Annotated in this window: 9 protein-coding genes and 4 pseudogenes; 3 read left to right on the top strand and 10 right to left on the bottom strand. The window is 59.3% G+C overall.

Translation table 11 applies throughout. From position 1 onward, the window contains the following. Both RFN28_RS16920 and ltrA read right to left on the bottom strand, forming a co-directional pair. Positions 1-112: pseudogene (locus tag RFN28_RS16920) on the bottom strand (IS110 family transposase); the annotation flags it as partial. Between the two features lie 81 nt (positions 113-193). Further along, entirely contained in the window at positions 194-1708 is a 1515-nt protein-coding gene (gene ltrA / locus RFN28_RS16915) for a group II intron reverse transcriptase/maturase (RefSeq protein WP_320288427.1), read from the bottom strand. Positions 1709-2531: 823 nt separating this feature from the next. Here ltrA and RFN28_RS16910 point away from each other — a divergent pair. Together RFN28_RS16910 and RFN28_RS16905 are read left to right on the top strand one after the other, a co-directional pair. Continuing rightward, a pseudogene (locus tag RFN28_RS16910) lies at positions 2532-2699 on the top strand (IS5/IS1182 family transposase); the annotation flags it as partial. Between the two features lie 982 nt (positions 2700-3681). Next, positions 3682-4716, top strand: a complete 1035-nt coding sequence (locus RFN28_RS16905) for an IS110 family RNA-guided transposase (protein ID WP_320288426.1) — start codon at positions 3682-3684, stop codon at positions 4714-4716. A 780-nt stretch (positions 4717-5496) separates the two neighbouring features. Here RFN28_RS16905 and RFN28_RS16900 read toward each other — a convergent pair. The 8 genes and pseudogenes from RFN28_RS16900 to RFN28_RS16865 all read right to left on the bottom strand — a co-directional run. Beyond that, positions 5497-6963, bottom strand: a complete 1467-nt coding sequence (locus RFN28_RS16900) for a CapA family protein (protein ID WP_320288425.1) — start codon at positions 6961-6963, stop codon at positions 5497-5499. A gap of 129 nt (positions 6964-7092) precedes the next feature. Further along, the gene (locus tag RFN28_RS16895) at positions 7093-8115 is read right to left on the bottom strand and encodes an ABC transporter ATP-binding protein (RefSeq protein WP_320288424.1); all 1023 of its coding nucleotides are present in this window, start codon (positions 8113-8115) and stop codon (positions 7093-7095) included. Next, the gene (locus tag RFN28_RS16890; RefSeq protein WP_320288423.1) at positions 8112-9119 is read right to left on the bottom strand and encodes an ABC transporter ATP-binding protein; all 1008 of its coding nucleotides are present in this window, start codon (positions 9117-9119) and stop codon (positions 8112-8114) included. The genes RFN28_RS16895 and RFN28_RS16890 overlap by 4 nt, the downstream gene beginning before the upstream one ends. Before the next feature lies 1 nt (position 9120). Beyond that, the gene (locus RFN28_RS16885; RefSeq protein ID WP_320288422.1) at positions 9121-10002 is read right to left on the bottom strand and encodes an ABC transporter permease; all 882 of its coding nucleotides are present in this window, start codon (positions 10000-10002) and stop codon (positions 9121-9123) included. 1 nt (position 10003) lies between these two features. Beyond that, positions 10004-10945: an ABC transporter permease gene (locus RFN28_RS16880; RefSeq protein WP_320288421.1), complete on the bottom strand. Its 942-nt coding sequence runs from the start codon at positions 10943-10945 to the stop codon at positions 10004-10006. Then, on the bottom strand, positions 10945-12531 hold the full coding sequence (locus tag RFN28_RS16875; RefSeq protein ID WP_320288430.1) for an ABC transporter substrate-binding protein: 1587 nt from the start codon (positions 12529-12531) through the stop codon (positions 10945-10947). The genes RFN28_RS16880 and RFN28_RS16875 overlap by 1 nt, the downstream gene beginning before the upstream one ends. Positions 12532-13462: 931 nt before the next feature. Next, complete coding sequence (locus RFN28_RS16870; RefSeq protein ID WP_320288420.1) at positions 13463-14677, bottom strand: ATP-grasp domain-containing protein; 1215 nt, start codon at positions 14675-14677, stop codon at positions 13463-13465. 839 nt (positions 14678-15516) lie between these two features. Beyond that, a pseudogene (locus RFN28_RS16865) lies at positions 15517-15931 on the bottom strand (IS5/IS1182 family transposase); the annotation flags it as partial. Between the two features lie 339 nt (positions 15932-16270). Between RFN28_RS16865 and RFN28_RS16860 the strand changes: the two are divergent. Next, positions 16271-16621: pseudogene (locus RFN28_RS16860) on the top strand (IS110 family transposase); the annotation flags it as partial. Positions 16622-16787 lie beyond the last annotated feature (166 nt).

Raw genomic sequence — 16787 nt, 5'->3', positions numbered from 1 at the left:
CGACTTTCCGCAGCGCTTCGCTCAACACCTGCGGCTCGCTCGCCGCACGCGCCTCCTTCACGATCCGCCCGGCCTCGTCGACCACGCAAATCGCGGTCTCTTCCAAAGACAGTAGAGTAGGCGGTGAGCGCCGCGCTGCCTTTCAGCGGCCGGTTTCTTCCCGCCTCTCCCCGAACCGAGCATGCGCCTTTCGTTACGCACTCGGCTCTCCAGAAGACATGGCAAAGTCAGGCATCGCCATCCATGCGAGACGGAAGCGGCAGACGGGGGTCCAGGCGAGCATATGTTGCTCGACCATTCCCTCGCGCCAAAGCCGTCTCGTTGGCCGCCGGCTACTGGGCTGGCACGAGGCCCAGATGTCACGCGACCCCGCGTTGGGGCGTTTCCTATGCAGCCACCGTGCTATCCTCATGCCAGTATACCAGTCGAGACTGGTGAACACTCGGCCGGCATAGGCGCAGTGGCGGTAGTAGTTCGCCCACCCACGCAGGATGGGATTGAGCTCCTGAAGCTTGGAGGCCAGACTGCACGGGGTGGAACTCGTTCCCGTACGTGCCTTGACCTTTCGACGCAGGTTGGCAGCCTTTGCTTTGGGAATCTCAATGCGCGGGCCAAAGCCGTAGCGCTTGTCCCAATGCATGATGAAGCGGAATCCGAGGAATTCGAACCCCTCCGTCATGGCTGTGACCTTCGTCTTTTCCGGCGACAACTCAAGGCCCAAGGTCTGTTGCAGGCAGTCCGCCAGCGCGGCCTTTTCCGCGATGGCATCCTCCCGTGTGCCAGACACCAGCACCACGAAGTCATCGGCGTAGCGCACCGGCAGAAACGCACAGCGACCAGCCATGCGATCCCAGTAGCGCGCTCTGCCTGCCGCGGTCCTCCCGTCACATTTGCGGTCGGCATGGGCCTTGGTGCGTTGATACACCCACCGTTCGTACCGCTCTTCGATCGCGCTGAGCGCGATGTTGGCGAGCAGCGGTGAGAGAATCCCGCCCTGGGGGGTGCCGGCGTCGGTGCGAAGGAACTGCTCCTCCGACAGAACACCGGCTTTCAGGAATTGCCCGATCAGCCTCGTCACCCGCCGGTCAGCCACGCGCTGGCGCAGCCGCTCTAGCAGATGATGATGACTTAAATTATCGAAGCAGCCCTTAATGTCGCCCTCTATCACCCATGGATACGGCATCCGGTTCCGACGTGTGTCCTTGTCGCGTTTATGCGGCAAGGCAGCTCGTCGGATATGCTCCAAGGCGCCATGCGTACTCCGTCCGGGTCGAAACCCATAGGAGACATGCCAAAACTGCGCCTCGAAGATCGGCTCCAGAAGTGTTTTGACCGCGCCTTGAACGACGCGATCCTTGATCGTGGGAATGCCCAGGGGCCGGAATTGCCCCGGTTTACCGGCCTTGGGAATGAGCTTGCGCCGCGCAGGGCTGGGTCGATATGCGCCGGAGCGCAATTCGGCCTGAAGCCCTTCGAGGAAGCGTTGCTCACCGATCCCATCCCGGATGCGGCCCACGGTCATCCCGTCGATCCCAGCCGTGCGTCGGCCTCGATTGGAGGCTACGCGCTGCCAGGCGTGACGCAGCACGCGCAGGTCGGTGATCCAACCCCACATGTCTCGCCACGCGTCTTCGGGATTTGCCTTACTCCACTGATAGAGTTTGCACTGAACGCCGAGTACCCAGGCCTCGCCGGTCTGGTGATCCATGTCCACAGATCACTCCTCCGTCATGCAAGTCTACCGTCTTCCTGCTTCCCTTCGCCCTGTGCACGGCTTTCCCGCGCTCCGACTACTCGGAAGCTCCGCCCTTGGTGCCGTCCATCTCCGGCCGTCGCGGCGAGCCAAGTTCCATGCTGGGCAGACAGTCCAAGTTCCCGTGTTCCGATTTCCAACCTTCATGCCCGTAGGCGGTGAGCTTTACCCCAGGCGATGCGGAAGACAGGGCAATGAGAGCTTCTCCCCGTCTCGAACGCGTTGTCCGCGCCCTGCAGTGAGGATAGACGAGCCCCACCGCTTCTGATCGCTTCTTACCTCCCACGCCATCGCGCGACTTGGAGGCGTTACCGGTTGAATCCGAGGCTTCCAGCGCTCACTTCGTTATCTCGCCATAGACATTGCGGTAGCCCGGCCTGCGGCCGATGGTCCGCACCCGGTACAGTTCAGGCCGATCTGCTTATGCCACCCAACCGGCGACGCCCGGTCGGGCTTCTCGGCCCCCTTCCGACCGCTGCTCCTGCGGGCGGGGCGGCATTACAGCCGCCGGTCGAAAACCAGCAAGCTTGAGAGGTGGCTATTCCATGTTCACCTCCCGCGCCGTCACGGCGCACCGTCCAGTCCGGCAAAATACTTCATGGCTGCTCCTTCCTGATGTTTGTGGCGATCCACATCGCCACGTTCTCACATCCCGACAGGAGCAGCCGCCTTCATCTCGGCTCGGAAGAGACCCCAATCACCCCATCTGTTGAAAAAGGCACTCGCCACCGGACCGTAGCGGTGATTCACTGGTTCCGAAGGGATTCGGAGATGACGAGTGCGCGGCGGCGACGATCGATCTGGCGAACTGTTCAGCTACGTGGACCTTGAAGCCCGGGTGCGGCGCAATCATCCGTTGCGGGCGATCCGGTTAATCGTGAGTGAGGCGCTGTCGGCGCTGGAGCGGGAGTTCGCGGCGCTGTATTCGCCGATCGGACGGCCATCGACGAAGATCTTGGCAAATCCGGGGAGTCATCATTGCCGACGGCGAACATCTCTATGATCCCTGCGCTTATCATGATCGCCTGCTGCTCGGTTTGTCCGGCATCATGAGCGAAGGGGAGTTGCACCAGATCCAGCGCCTCCATCAGGGCGAGCGTCAGAAGGCGGCGCGTGGTGAACTACGTCTCCCCGTTCCCGCCGGATTGGCGCATGATCGCTCGGGTGAGATCATTCTCAATCCCGATGAGCAGGTGCAGGCTCGGCCTCGTCTCGCAAACGCTGTAGCGATGCGTTGAGAAGGTGGGCCGATCGCCTGATGGAGACCAAGCCGTTTCAAGCTGGTCGCTGTTGAGCTGACTCGCATCGTCTTCGCCCTTATGCCCTATCCGCGACGAGGCGCACTACAACGGCACTCCGACGTGACAGCAACTTAGGCTAAGGCCGCTGACGGAATCGAGGGTGACAGTGATGTAATGGGAACAAACGAGGACAAATCCCAAAGCCTGCAGGATAGTCGGAGTTTCGAGCTTGTTCCCTTGATCGGGCCAAAGGATCAGCGGACACCATCAGGGCCAGCGGTCCAGTACCGTAACAACAGGCCGGAGACATGACCGCACCCGCGAACGTCCTATTGCCGAAAACAAACCCTTGATCGGCGAGCGCCGTCCAGACATGACTATTCTGTATTGCTCGACGGACCGCCTCTGTCGTTGTGGCACTCCCATGCAGAACCTGCCCATAGCGCATCCTTTGATTCGGGAGATAAGTAAGGATGCCCCATCAAAGCCCGGGACTATCAGGTGCACCAAAGCCCAGATTTCAATTGGGCACGACGCCGTCAAAGTTACCAGAATGCAAGCCATGTTAGCATGGCGACAACGCAACTCAAAGGACACCTCCTTCGCGCGATCCGAACTTGATGAGGTGGACGCCCCTCGCGCAAGGTGGCCGTTGATGATCGGAACCACCGAGGAAGGAGCGTCCGCATGAAGATTACAACGATTGGGCTCGACTTGGCCAAAAGCGTATTCCAGGTTCATGGCATTGCTGATGACGGCACCGTCGTCGTGGTGAAGAGGCTGCTCAGGAAGCAGATGATCAACTTCTTCTCTAAGCTTCCGAGCTGTCTGATCGGCATGGAAGCCTGTGCGACGGCGCATCATTGGGCGCGAGCCCTGGCGGCGCTGGGGCATGAGGTCAAGCTGATGCCACCCGCCTATGTCAAAGCCTACGTGAAGCGGGGCAAGAACGACGCCGCGGATGCCGAGGCGATCTGCGAAGCCGTCCGGCGCCCGACCATGCGCTTCGTTCCCGTCAAGACACCAGAACAGCAAAGCATCCTGATGGTTCATCGGACGCGGGCCTTGGTCGTCCGCCAGCGCACCATGGCTGCGAACGCCCTGCGGGCGCATCTGGCGGAGTTCGGACTGGTCTGTAACCCGGGTGTGGTGAACCTCATAAAGCTGATGCGTGCCGTCTTCGACGAGCATGATCCGCAGACCATGCTTCCTGAGATGGCAAAGGTGGCGATGACAACGCTGGTTCGCCGGCTCCTCGAACTGGAAGACGAACTCCGGAAGCTCGACAAGGTCTTGCACGAATGGCATCGCCAGAACGAAGCGAGCCGGCGTCTGGCTGCCGTTCCTGGCATCGGCGTAATCACCGCCACGGCGATCGTGGCCACCGTCAGCGAACCCGGCCAGTTCCGCTCCGGGCGCCAGTTCGCAGCCTGGCTCGGCCTCGTCCCCAAACAGAACTCGAGCGGTGACCGACAACGTCTCGGCGGCATCTCGAAGCAGGGAGACCGCTATCTTCGCCGGCTGCTTGTCGTAGGCGCTACGGCCGTGATCCGCCACAACCGCGGCAAGCAGACGCCAGGAGCCCAGTGGCTGCAATCGTTGCTGGAGAAGAAACCGGTGCGGTTGGTCTCGGTCGCTCTCGCCAACAAGACCGCCCGGATCGCCTGGGCTCTTCTCGCCCGCGGGCAGCAGTTCAGCCCATATCGGATCAGCGCCTGCTGACGGCCGCCAGCCGCTACAGGCGAATACAGGAATTGGTGACGGCAGAACGTGATGTGAGATGATCGACCAAGAACGAGAACACCCCGTGTGATTCAATGCGTCTCGAATGCGCCAGCTTGATCAGGGATCTCGTTCGCGGATTTCCATCAGGGCCAGCGGAAACTGCTCCGCACAAAACAGGCCGGACATATGAAAGCGACCGATCAGAAGCTCACCAAAGCTATTGCCAATCGGGGGCGTCCACATATGATCAGGGATCTCGTTCGCGGATTTCCATCAGGGCCAGCGGAAACTGCTCCGCACAAAACAGGCCGGACATATGAAAGCGACCGATCAGAAGCTCACCAAAGCTATTGCCAATCGGGGGCGTCCACATATGAATCACAGGTGCGCTGCTCGCATGCCGATGGGCCATCGGCGGTGACGGCAAGATCAGCTTTTAGCGTTTCATTGTTGGCACGCACGAAATCGGCAATGTGCGAGCTGCCGATCTCCTCTTCGCCTTCCCGCTCGTAAAAAAGAGGACAAGACAGTTGTACAGGGCGTTCTCAGATGGCAAGCCTGCTAGCGATCAAATAACAGGCGCAGGCGCCGTGGATCGACTGGCGCTCTTGAAAGACCAGCAACAACTTCCGGCGGCGAAAGGCCATAGACCATGCGCAGCCGGCCTCGCAGGAACGCGTGACCAGCGAACGACGGCTCCGGAGTTGCTTCCGCCAGTCTGCCGTCGCGTTCCCGCGGCGCACGCAACCGCGCCTTCTTCAAGCCGCTAATCACTCATCAGAGCCGGTCGTTGCGGGGACTGGGCCGCAGTCTGATGACTCCAATGTCGTTCTCGATGGCGATATCGGCCCCAAATGGCTTCGATAGCTTTCGTAGACGCTCTAGAATGGTTTTTGCTTGCGGCGCGGGTGCGAGACGCGGGACACCGCGGTTAGCAAATCTCTTTGAGTAGCCGAGTTCGATCGGATAGAGCCGCAATTCGGCAAGCTGGTTTTGTTCAAATCGGCACACCGTGACAATGCTCTCGTAGAAGACCGGTGCGGCGAGCGCGCCAACAAATCCTTCTGCAGTCGGGTATCCTTTTGCCTCTTCGTCAACTGTCACCTCCGCATCCGTGTCGACCCGTGGGTCCTTGCCATACGCCTCGAACATGTCAGCCCCCACGGGCGTCCGCAGGTCGTCATAGAAGAAATTTCCCAAGCTATAAAAGATAGGCCGCCCCTTGTAGATCTCGATGCCTCGCAACTGATGCGGTCCGTGTCCGACGTATGCGTCCGCTCCAGCGTCAATGAGCCTATACGCAAACGATTGTTCGTAATCAGCTGGCTCCCTGCTCCAATTTCCGGGCTGGTGACAGTGATTCGCGACGATGCAGAAGTCGGAGAACTGCTTGCCACGACGAACGTTTCGAAGAATGTCGGCGATGTCGCGTGGATCGGCTGCGTAGCTGTAACCGGCCTTGTCGCCCGCTTTGAACGCCATTCCGGCGACCACGACGCAGTTTGGATCGTTAGGGTCCTCGGGCTGATCCGTCGAGACCCCTGAGACTGCAGGCGGAGCTGATCGACCGCCCGGCCTGGAGTCGGGCAGCGCATCGCGTATCTGTCTCAGGCTCTCGAGCTTCTCGGGCGGGACCACGATGCTTTGCATCAAACGAAGGGCGTTGAGACCGGGTCTGCCTGGCGCTTCACCGGCCGGATCGCCGGCCCGAGACATAGGCGTGAACGATGTAGCTAGCGACACCAAGGCCACGCGACCGCGAGCGGTTTCGAGAAAGCGAGCGGCGCCGGCTTGTGCGAGATTTTCACCCGCCCCTGCATGGATGATCCCGCTCTGATCCAGCACATGGCTCGTCTCGCGCATGCCTTCAAGCCCCCAGTCAAGCGTATGGTTGTTCGCTCGGCTGACGAGGTTAAATCCCATCGCCTTCAAATCGGGTCCGACCCCGGGCAGGCTAACGTGAAACGCACCGCCATACTCAGCCTGCGGACTTCCCTCGAACGATCGGATATCGAAGATATTCATTTCCATGTTGCCAAAGGTGACATCGGCGTCATGGAGGACTTTGACGATGTCGCCGAAGCCGGGGGGGTGACCTTTGGTCAGCGGCCGCGAAACGATGAGGTCGCCAACTGCTACCATCGTGAAGCCGTCCGCAACGTTCGTTGCAATCGAACCGACCGTATCATAGTTGTCACCCTGTTGGTCCTGACGAGAACGGTCCTGGCGTGTATGCTCTTCCATAGTCCTTTTCCCTTCTTTTCGCCGCATTTGGAATGAGGTTCGGTGCCCGTGTCAGCGGTGCATTCCATATGTTCGATCGGGTGAACGAATTTCTGACATGTCCGTCGCGTTCGGCGGCAACCTATTGCGCTAAAGGCTCCAACGATCGCCGGCCAGAACCGGCCGGCCCGGGATGTCTGTCGCCGGAGCGCGCACATGACAGGCCACGACGCGCCCGTCTGGCATCGGGACTAGGGGCGGCACTTCGATGCGGCAACGCTCGAGCGCGAGCGGGCAGCGAGGATGGAACGCGCATCCGCTCGGCGGATTGATAGGGCTTGGCACCTCGCCCTCGACCGGTGCCTCCAGCCGAACTCGCCTCGGATCCGGCACCGGAGCTGCCCCAATCAGCGCCTCGGTGTAGGGATGGACTGGCTTGGTGAAGAGCGCCTCGCATGGGGCGAGTTCTACGATCCGCCCCAAATACATAACCGCGACCCGATGGGCGAAGTGCTCCACGACGCCAAGGTCATGTGAGATGAAGACGAAGGCGATGCCCATCTGCTGTTGTAGATCTCGAAGCAGATTCAGAATCTGCGCCTGCACTGAGACGTCGAGGGCTGAGACCGCTTCGTCGGCGATGATGAGAGAGGGGTTGAGCGACAGAGCGCGTGCAATGCCGAGCCGCTGGCGCTGACCGCCCGACAAGTCGGACGGCAACCTGTGCATCATTTCGGGCGACATTCCGACTTTTCGGAGAAGGTCCGCAGCAAGCGCTTGGCGCTGCTTCCGGCTGAGACGCTCAAAATTCTCGACAGGCTCCGTAATAATTCGCCCGGCAGTAAGGCGAGGATTCAGCGACGAGTAAGGATCCTGAAAGACCATCTGTATCCGACGGCGCCACGCGTGAAGCGCCTCCTTCTTGAGGCCCGCAATATCGGTGCCGTCGAGCAGCACGCGCCCGCCCGTCGGCTCGACGAGCCGCATCAAGAGCCGCGCGACAGTCGACTTGCCGCATCCAGACTCGCCGACGATACAGAGCGTCTCGCCCGCCTCAACGGAAAAGGATACTTCCTCCACCGCCCGGATCACCGGGACGGACTTTTTCAGGAAACCCGTACCGAGCGGATAATGCTTGGTCAGATTCTCGACTTTCAGCAGAGGACCGCTCATGCGCCCATAACCTCTTCGGCGCGCCAGCAAGCTGCAGCGTGGCTCGATCCGACATCACGCAGGACGGGTGTCTTTTCGCGGCAAATATCTATCGCGAACGGGCAGCGAGGCGCAAAGCTGCACCCGACTATCGGCTCACGCAGGCTCGGCACGATGCCGGGGATTTCTGGAAGGCGGCGCTGTCGGCCGCGCCGACGGTCAGGCACCGATCGCATGAGACCCTGGGTGTAGGGATGCGCGGGACGCGCAAACAAATCTATCACGTCAGCTTGTTCGACGATCTGGCCAGCATACATCACGATCACGCGTTGGCATGTCTCGGCTACAACGCCCAGATCATGCGTGATGAACATCACGGCTGTTCCCGTGCGCTCTTTCAGATCGACGATGAGCCGCAGGATCTGAGCCTGGATAGTGACGTCGAGGGCGGTGGTCGGCTCATCGGCAATCAACAGTTCCGGCGAGCACGCGAGAGCCATGGCGATCATGGCGCGCTGGCGCATCCCGCCGGACATTTCGTGAGGATAGTTGTTGACGCGACGCTCGGGGTCCGAGATGCGGACAAGACGGAGCATCTCTTCGGCTTTTGCCATCGCAACTCGGCGGGAGGCGGTCGTGTGTATCTGCACTGCCTCTGCGATCTGGCGGCCGACCGTATAGACCGGGTTTAGGCTAGTCATCGGCTCCTGGAAGATCATGGCGATCTGGTCGCCGCGGATCTGCCGCATCTCCCGATCGGATAGCCTAAGCAGGTCGCGCCCGTGGAAGCGGACCTCGCCGCCGACGGTCCTGGCGCTCACCTTCGGCAGTAGGCGAAGGATCGAGAGGGCAGTGACACTCTTCCCGCATCCCGATTCGCCGACGACGCCGAGCGTCTCGCCTTTCTTCATCTGGAAGCTGATGCCCCCCAAGGCGCAGGTGACGCTGTCTTCGCCAAAGAAATGCGTTTCGAGGTTTCGAACGTCGAGGAGCAAGTCGTCCCCTGCGGTTTGATGCATCTGCATGTTAGCGCCTCTGCTTGGCGCGAGGATCGAAAAGGTCGCGCAGGCCGTCCCCGAGCAGGTTCACGGCTAGGACGGTAATCGCGAGGCAGATACCGGGGGCGAAGATCGTCATTGGAGCGATGGCAAGATACAGGCGCGAACTGGCGATCATGTTACCCCAGCTTGGAATCTCGGGCGGCACGCCCACGCCAAGGAAGCTCAGACCGGCTTCTATCAGAATCGCATCTGCGCAGACGATGGCGCTCTGGACCATAAGAGGCGGAATGGTGCTCGGGAGGATATGGCGCCACAACACCTTCGGTAGGCGAGCGCCGCCGCAAAGAGCGGCCTCCACATAGGGACGCTCCCGCACACCCAGAACCACGGAGCGAACCAGTCGCGTGAGGCTCGGCAACTGGGGTATAGTGATGGCGACGATGAGGATGCCTATCCCGGGGCCGGTCAGGGCAATGAGCGCGATGGCCAGTAGTATCGTTGGGATCGACATCAGGGCGTCCATCAGCCGCATGATGACGTTATCAAAGCTGCGGACATACCCAGCGACAATACCGATCAGAAGCCCGGCCAGAGTCGCACAGACCGCTGAAATCAACCCGACCATCAGGGAGATGCGGGCGCCGAAGATTGTTCGGGCAAATACGTCGCGGCCCAGATTGTCGGTTCCGAACCGCATCTCGGCGGAAGGAAGCTGGAGGCGTTTGTAGGGATCCATATTCACCGGATCTCCGGCATAAAGCGGGGCGGCAAGCGCCAGGACGATTAGGAGCAAAAGGAGACAGCCTCCTATCAGAACCTGCGGGTGCCGCCTTGCGAGACGGGACAGGGTGGATATTCGGGGGCGGCCCGTCGGGACGTATTCAACTGGCGCAGAGAGGAGCGTCATATCAGTACCGGATGCGAGGGTCGACCAGATTGTAAGAAAGATCGACCACGAGGTTGATGAGCACGTAGAGCCCAGAAACGAGGATGAGCACGCCTTGAATGATAGGGTAGTCGCGGTTGTTGAGCGCATCGACGACCAGACGTCCAATACCGGGTACGTTGAACACCGTTTCCGTGATAACGACGCCAGAGATAAGATAGGCGAAGCTTATGCCAATTACGGTCAGGATCGGCACGCCGGCATTCTTCAAAGCATGGTGAAAAAGCATGGCATAGGACGAAGCACCCTTGGCGGCGGCCGTTCGCATATAGTCTTCCGACAGAACCGCGAGCATACTCGCACGCGTGACCCTAGCGATGAAAGCAATGTAAGGAAGGCTCAGGGCCAGTGTAGGTAAGATCAGGTGCACAAACCAAGGCCCAGGGCCGTTGTCGATTGACACGTATCCTTGGACCGGCAGCCAGTGGATCCTGATAGCGAACAAGTAAATCAAAAAGAAGCCGACGACAAACACCGGGACAGAAAAACCAAGTGTCGCGAATGCCGTCAGGATGCGGTCTACCGGGCCGCCCGCTCGCCACGCAGCAAGAATGCCGAAGGTGACCCCAATCGTCACCGAAAGGATGATCGTCAGGATCGAAATGGAAATGGTCGGTTCCAGCCGCAGTGAGATGAGTTCGAGAACGGGTCGCCTCGAGAAAAGTGAGGTCCCGAAGTCGCCGCCGAGGACGCTGAACAACCAATGCACGAACTGAACCGGGATAGGCTCGTTGAGCCCCAGCTGTTGGCGGATGGCGGCGATCACCTGAGGTGCGGCCTTGTCGCCGGCGATGATGGCCGCTGGATCACCGGGCGCCAGCCTGAGAAGCAGGAAGACAAAGATCCCGACCATCGCCATGACGGCGATGGCCGAAACTAACCTGCGAAGGATATAGGCCGCCATTAGGTCGGACTCTTCTGCATGTTCCACATAGCTGTCAGCGACGGCATTTCGATGAGCCCGGTGAGCGTCTTGCGGTGCGCAATTGGCGAGGCAACTGAGCCCAGTAGAACTGTCCCTACGATGTCCCACTGTATACGTTGCATCTCGCGGGCCAGTGCCTGGCGCTCCTCGAGTGTTTCTACATTTGCCCATCTGGCCCGAAGAGCCTCATATTTGTCGCTCTTCGGCCAGCCGTACCAACCTTCCTCGCCATTCGCGAATAGAGTCGGATTGCTGGCCAGAGTACTGCGCTCATAATCGGACTCGGCCGTCATGAAGATGCTCCAGCTACGACTCTTTCGGCGCTCATTAAACGCGGCCGCGTCGCACGGCACCAGCTCAACGTGGAGCCCAATTTTTCGCAGCGTGGCCGCGAGAAACTGCTCGATATTGTTGCCGTCAGCCCAATTCGCGTGTTGGAGAATAACGACCGTTTCGCCTGCGTATCCGGCTTCGCTGAGGAGTTGCTTGGCCTTTTCTGGGTCGCCACCTTTCTTGTACCACTCAGTATTTTCGTCGTTGCTATAGGGCGATTGGTTTCCGAAAAACGAAGTTACGGGCCTTATGTATTCCTGTGCGAAGGCGGTACGCATGACTGCCTCCTGATCTATCAGGTGAAGCATCGCTTGACGCGCCTTGACGTTATCGAATGGCTTCTCCAGACAGTTCATGCGCATGAAATATACATCGCCCGCCTTGTTCAAAGCCTGGAGTTGAAGGTTGGGATCGCTCTTGATCGCTGGGAAAAGGTCAGCGGCTGGTTTTTGTACGAAATCAACCTCGCCCGACTGCAAGGCTGCAAGAGCAGTCTGCTGATCGGCGATATTTTCCCAGATTACGCGATCAACGTTCACGACCTTGCCGCCCGCGAACCCGTCTGTCGGCTCGTGGCGGGGTATATACTTTTCATTGCGGTCGTAGGTGAAGCTTGCGCCTGGTTTGGCGAGAGCTTCATTGAACTTGAACGGCCCCGACCCGATATTAGCGGTCACCTGCTCTGTGGCAGCGAGACTCGCGTCCTTTTCGCGCATGATGTATAGGACCGGCGTAACCGCGCCGGCTAGGATTTCGAGGAGAATCCCCATCGGCTCCTTGAGCGAGATGATGAAGGTCCTGTCGTCCTGCTCCGAGATATCCTTGGCCCGCTCCGCGATCAGCTTTCCGCCGGAAGGCACTTGGCCCCAGCGACGGATCGAGGCGACACAGTCCGCGGCAGTGACAGGGGTGTCGTCATGCCAGCCCAGACCATCCCGCAGCTGGAACGTGTAGGTTCTCTTGTCGCCGGAAACGCTCCACTTTCCCACCATTTGTGGCTGTGCTATCAATTTGGAATCAAGCGCAAACAGCGTGTCGTAAATCGCCAGGCCATGATTGCCGGTTATGGTAGCCGTCGTAACGGTTGGATCGAAGGTGGCGAGGTCGTCCATCACCATGCGGACTGTCCGCGCGGCGGTTGGCGCTATCTGCGCCCGGAGGACTGATGGGATCGAAATAGCCGCTCCGGCGGCCAAACCCGCCTTGATGAGGTCGCGTCGACAGATTGTCATTTGCATTCCCCTTTCTTGTTTTAGTAGCGCTATTAATCCACGCGCCTATTCTATTGAATCAGCGGCAGCACAGATCTATTGCTGCAGCTCGGAGGTCGGATTAGTTTCTCCAATGTTTCGTCAGTTCGGCGTCCTGGACCGGTTCCTTGTTTGCAAGAATTCACTCAGTCCGCCCTCCCAAACGGACGACTGCCGCCACTTTGATGCTGATTTCGGTCTTGAACCGACGTCGCCTAACCGTTACAACGGTCCCAGGCCCAACATCTAAGCCGAATATCGCGGCGAGCCCCTTCGAGGGCGGCCGACGCGAGAGCGAACAAATTCTTCTGTGCGAAGCGGTGAGGCTCATGTCTCCTCCGTTCTGCTAATTTTGATTGTCAATTCCCGCGGCTTTCCCGTCAAATTCAGTCTGTGTATCGTGATCATCTCGTTTTCAGATGGCTGTAGATTGGAGGATACAAGGCTGACTCGACCTACCAAGTTGCATCTGCTCATGACAATGATAACGCATGTGCCTGCATGGGTCTATGCTCGCTCTTCCTGAACCAAGGCCTCACCAACATCAAAAGGGAAAGCTATGGCTAATGCCGGAAGTCATGTTACGCCTCGACGCCCTCAGGCATTGGATCCTGTGTCAGCCGCTGAGCGCGGCAACCCTGTAGAACGACATCTGGTGGCGCGCCAGAACAACACCGTTCACGCCGAGGGCCGTGTAGTATGGCCGACATGCGAGTATAATGCGAATTGCGATCGCCGGGACCTGTCGATTGCTGACCCGGAATGGCCTGGAGCCGGGGATCGGCGCTTTCAGTTCCACGTCCGCTCTTACTGGATAAGTTTGCCACGTTTGATTCCCGACGATGGGGCACGGAGCCCTGGATTATTTTTGAGTTACGATGTTCAAAAGGAGGCAAGGACCCGCAGATCGTTGCTATTCAGGGGCCGCAAATGGTGTGATCGACCAATCGATTAAGTCGACCGCACGCTGAAGTATCGCCTCGGTCCGAGCAAGGTTGGGCGAAGCGGCAATGACATGTGCGATGCGATCTCCGGAATCGCCTTTCCTGATGATCGGCGTCTTGGGTTCAATATACAATTTTACCTCGGCGACACCTGATACAGCTGCCGCCCGATCGCCATCGATCCAATCGAGAATGCCATCGCAATCGGGAATTAGGTACCGCGCTGCCGCAGTGTGCGCATGCCTTTTGCGCAAATCCCATTCGTCGCCAATTACGAGCTTGATGTGCTCAGTGATGAGATCGACACCGTAAGCCAGCTGGACCATGTCAGGAACGGGCGAACCCGCAAGGCGCGGATTGACTTCAATGACGACTGGGCCACGGTTCGTCCACCTAAGTTCAATGTTCGTTGGCCCCCAGCCAAGACCGAGAGCTCGCAAACAGTTCAGCGACATATCGGCGATGCGTTTACACTCTCCATCAGTCACTGGGGCCGGATAGATGTGCCCACGACAAACGAAATGCGGTGGGCCGTAGTCAGCGCGGGCAATGCCAATGATCTCATTTCCCATTACTTCAAGATTATACTGATGGCCTTGTGCGAATTCTTCGATTAGTATCCTGGGCGAAGACCGCCATATATGCTTTCCCCCTAATAGATAGGTTGTGTGTTCGGCCAACTCATTGACGTTGCGGCACAATCGGACACCGCTGCTGCCGATGCCGACGGCTGGCTTGAGAACCACGGGCAGACCGATCTCCGCGGCAGAGCGTTCAACCTCCGTCGCATTCGCTGCCGAGCGAAAGGCAGGTACTGGAACGCCGGCCTGGGCAAGAAGCTGACGTTGAACGAATTTGTCGCAGCATCGGTCAATGGATGCCGGGTTCGGTCCTGGCAGAGCGAAATGCCGGCACAACTTGCCGACTGTCGCATAGACCTCCTCCCTGGCGCTCGTAATGCCAGCAATGTCATAGGTCGAGCGTAGCCGAGAACATTCGCGGATCAGCGCATCGTGACCGTCTTTGTCGACACGGATTGCCTCAATCCCTTCTGCCGCGAGATAGTCGTACAGAGCTGGATCAGCTGATAGGGTAATTGGATAAAGGTTAAGGCGCCGAGCCGCTTCGTTATAGATTCGACTATTACTTGCGCCTTCAAGCAGAATTATAGCTCTTCTTGCCACTCTATTTAACCCAACGCTGCGTGCTGTGCGGCGGCCCGGGAGCAATCGGCTTTCCCTTGTTACCGCGACTGACCTCAAACCTGCTGTAAACTTACCATTGCTAGCGACATGCGATCGCGAAGAGTCTGTAAATTTGTTTGGCAGTTTTGTTGCAGGCTGAAGCCAGGTGAGGAGAAATCCTTTTGAATCATCCCGCGCCGCACGCGGGCACTCCCGGCGCGTGCCAGCCCCTTCGGGACGGCGTTTGCCGCTCTCATCCGGCGACCCCGTGAGCCCGGTATAGCGCGCCACCGCGCGACAAGATCTCGTGGACCAGCATGTGGGCCTCTCGACCCCGACGCCGATGATCTGTGCGATGAGGCGCACCATCGCATGTGGCCGCGGCGAACTACGCAGTCGGTCCTGCTCGATGACGCGGGCTGCGCACGTACGAGGTCGAGCCGCTCGCGCATGCGGTGCAACTCGGCGGGGGCGTTGTCTGGTAGCGGCGTTCCCTCCGTTGTGTGCATGGCCATGAGCCTGTGGCCGCATTACTCAGGCTTAAGCGGAAGCTGCGAAGGCCGAAGCGGACGAGAATCACCTTGATGCGGTTGATGAGCCGCGTCTGCTCACCGACCAAGGCTGCCGCTCGCGGTTCGGCCTTTCTTCTTCGAGCGTCGGTATCGCCGCCATACTGCAATGGCGCTTCTCGCCACGCAACCAGCCGAGGAAGGCGCGCATCAAAAGCTCGGTGTCGAGCCGATCGGTCTTGGCACGCCGGTGCTCACGCGACACCGCAACGGCGGGGTTATAGCGCGACGATCAGGATGAGACGCCTCTCACCTTCATTGCCGCGCCGCAACGGCCGATCGTCGCCGCATCTGGCGCTTGATGGCCGGTGTCATGCGGCGCTCTGAAGACCCTGAGCTTATGTCTTGAGTGCGTTGTGGCCGAGATAGCCGGCATCGGCAAGGATGCGCTGCGTTTCGGATCCGATGATCCGTTGCATGTCCGGGATAACCGTTGCCACGGTATGGCCGTCATAGGGGTTGCCAGACAGCGCCATGGCGTGCAGGGCGAACTGACCGCCCTTTGAACGCTTCAGTGTGGTGGCCACCGACACCTTCACCGCGAAGTCGCAGGGCGCTGCGCCTTGCCGTTACCGATGCATTATATTAGTTCCGCATCGCCGGCGATCTGGCGGGAGATGTCGCTGGTAGTCCGGCCGAGTTAGGTCTTGAGCCTGCGCAGGGCCTTGTTGGCCCGCTTGAACTTGTGTGTATCCTAGCCGTTTTGCAAGGAGGGCATTGAACTTTTGGGCGTGTGATCGAGTGCGGACTTGTGTCAGGCCTGTGTCAGGTGCGGCCGTTGATATGCGGCGGGGCCGGTATGGTGACGCGCGGATCAGGTGCAACGCTGCTTGGCGAGCTCATGCAGCTCCCGTTCAAACACTGGTTTTCCTAACCCGATGGGACTGTCAGGAATTCTGTGCGCGAGGCCATGATGATGGAAAGGAGAGAATCATCACATTGCTACACTGCGGGCCAATGGTATGGACCCCGCCCTCTAGGCGCGGTGAAATCTCGAACGCCAACTGCAACGAAGGAGGATGTCATGCAGGTCGTTCGAATAGGTCTGGATCTTGCGAAGTATGTCTTCGAGGTTCACGGCGTCGACAGCCACGGAAAAGTCGTCGTGCGAAAGACGCTGCGTCGCGATGCGGTAGCCCCCTTCTTCGCCAATCTGCCGCGATGTCTGGTCGGCATGGAAGCCTCGAACGGAGCGCATTATTGGGCAAGGGTGCTTTCCGATCTCGGCCATGGGGTTCGGCTGATCAGCCCTCAGTTCGTGACACCATACGTCAAGTCGAACAAGAACGACCGGAACGATGCGGAAGCCATCTGCGAGGCGGTCGGCCGGCCATCAATGCGCTTTGTGCCGCCGAAGTCGACTGATCAACTGGCTGAAGAAGGCAGAAACGATTCGTGCATACCAATTTTCCACAGAGTCACTGGTGCAACTTAAAGCCAGCACATCGAGGCGTCCTGCCTGCGGAAGCGTGGCCGCAACCTCAACAAAGGGAGTCGCTAACGCGAACCCGCCGCCAAGTTGGGCCATTGCTTGGGTGAAA

The sequence above is a fragment of the Mesorhizobium album genome (assembly GCF_033977205.1).
Taxonomy (GTDB): domain Bacteria; phylum Pseudomonadota; class Alphaproteobacteria; order Rhizobiales; family Rhizobiaceae; genus Mesorhizobium; species Mesorhizobium album.
The sequence above is the reverse complement of the archived record's forward strand: the minus strand, read 5'-3'. Positions and strand labels throughout refer to the sequence as shown.

Bases quoted from the DNA above. Each gene is read 5' to 3' on its own strand.
- ltrA (WP_320288427.1), bottom strand. From the start codon at position 1,708: ATGGATCACCAGACCGGCGAGGCCTGGGTACTCGGCGTTCAGTGCAAA.
- RFN28_RS16905 (WP_320288426.1), top strand. From the start codon at position 3,682: ATGAAGATTACAACGATTGGGCTCGACTTGGCCAAAAGCGTATTCCAG.
- RFN28_RS16900 (WP_320288425.1), bottom strand. From the start codon at position 6,963: ATGGAAGAGCATACACGCCAGGACCGTTCTCGTCAGGACCAACAGGGT.
- RFN28_RS16895 (WP_320288424.1), bottom strand. From the start codon at position 8,115: ATGAGCGGTCCTCTGCTGAAAGTCGAGAATCTGACCAAGCATTATCCG.
- RFN28_RS16890 (WP_320288423.1), bottom strand. From the start codon at position 9,119: ATGCAGATGCATCAAACCGCAGGGGACGACTTGCTCCTCGACGTTCGA.
- RFN28_RS16885 (WP_320288422.1), bottom strand. From the start codon at position 10,002: ATGACGCTCCTCTCTGCGCCAGTTGAATACGTCCCGACGGGCCGCCCC.
- RFN28_RS16880 (WP_320288421.1), bottom strand. From the start codon at position 10,945: ATGGCGGCCTATATCCTTCGCAGGTTAGTTTCGGCCATCGCCGTCATG.
- RFN28_RS16875 (WP_320288430.1), bottom strand. From the start codon at position 12,531: ATGACAATCTGTCGACGCGACCTCATCAAGGCGGGTTTGGCCGCCGGA.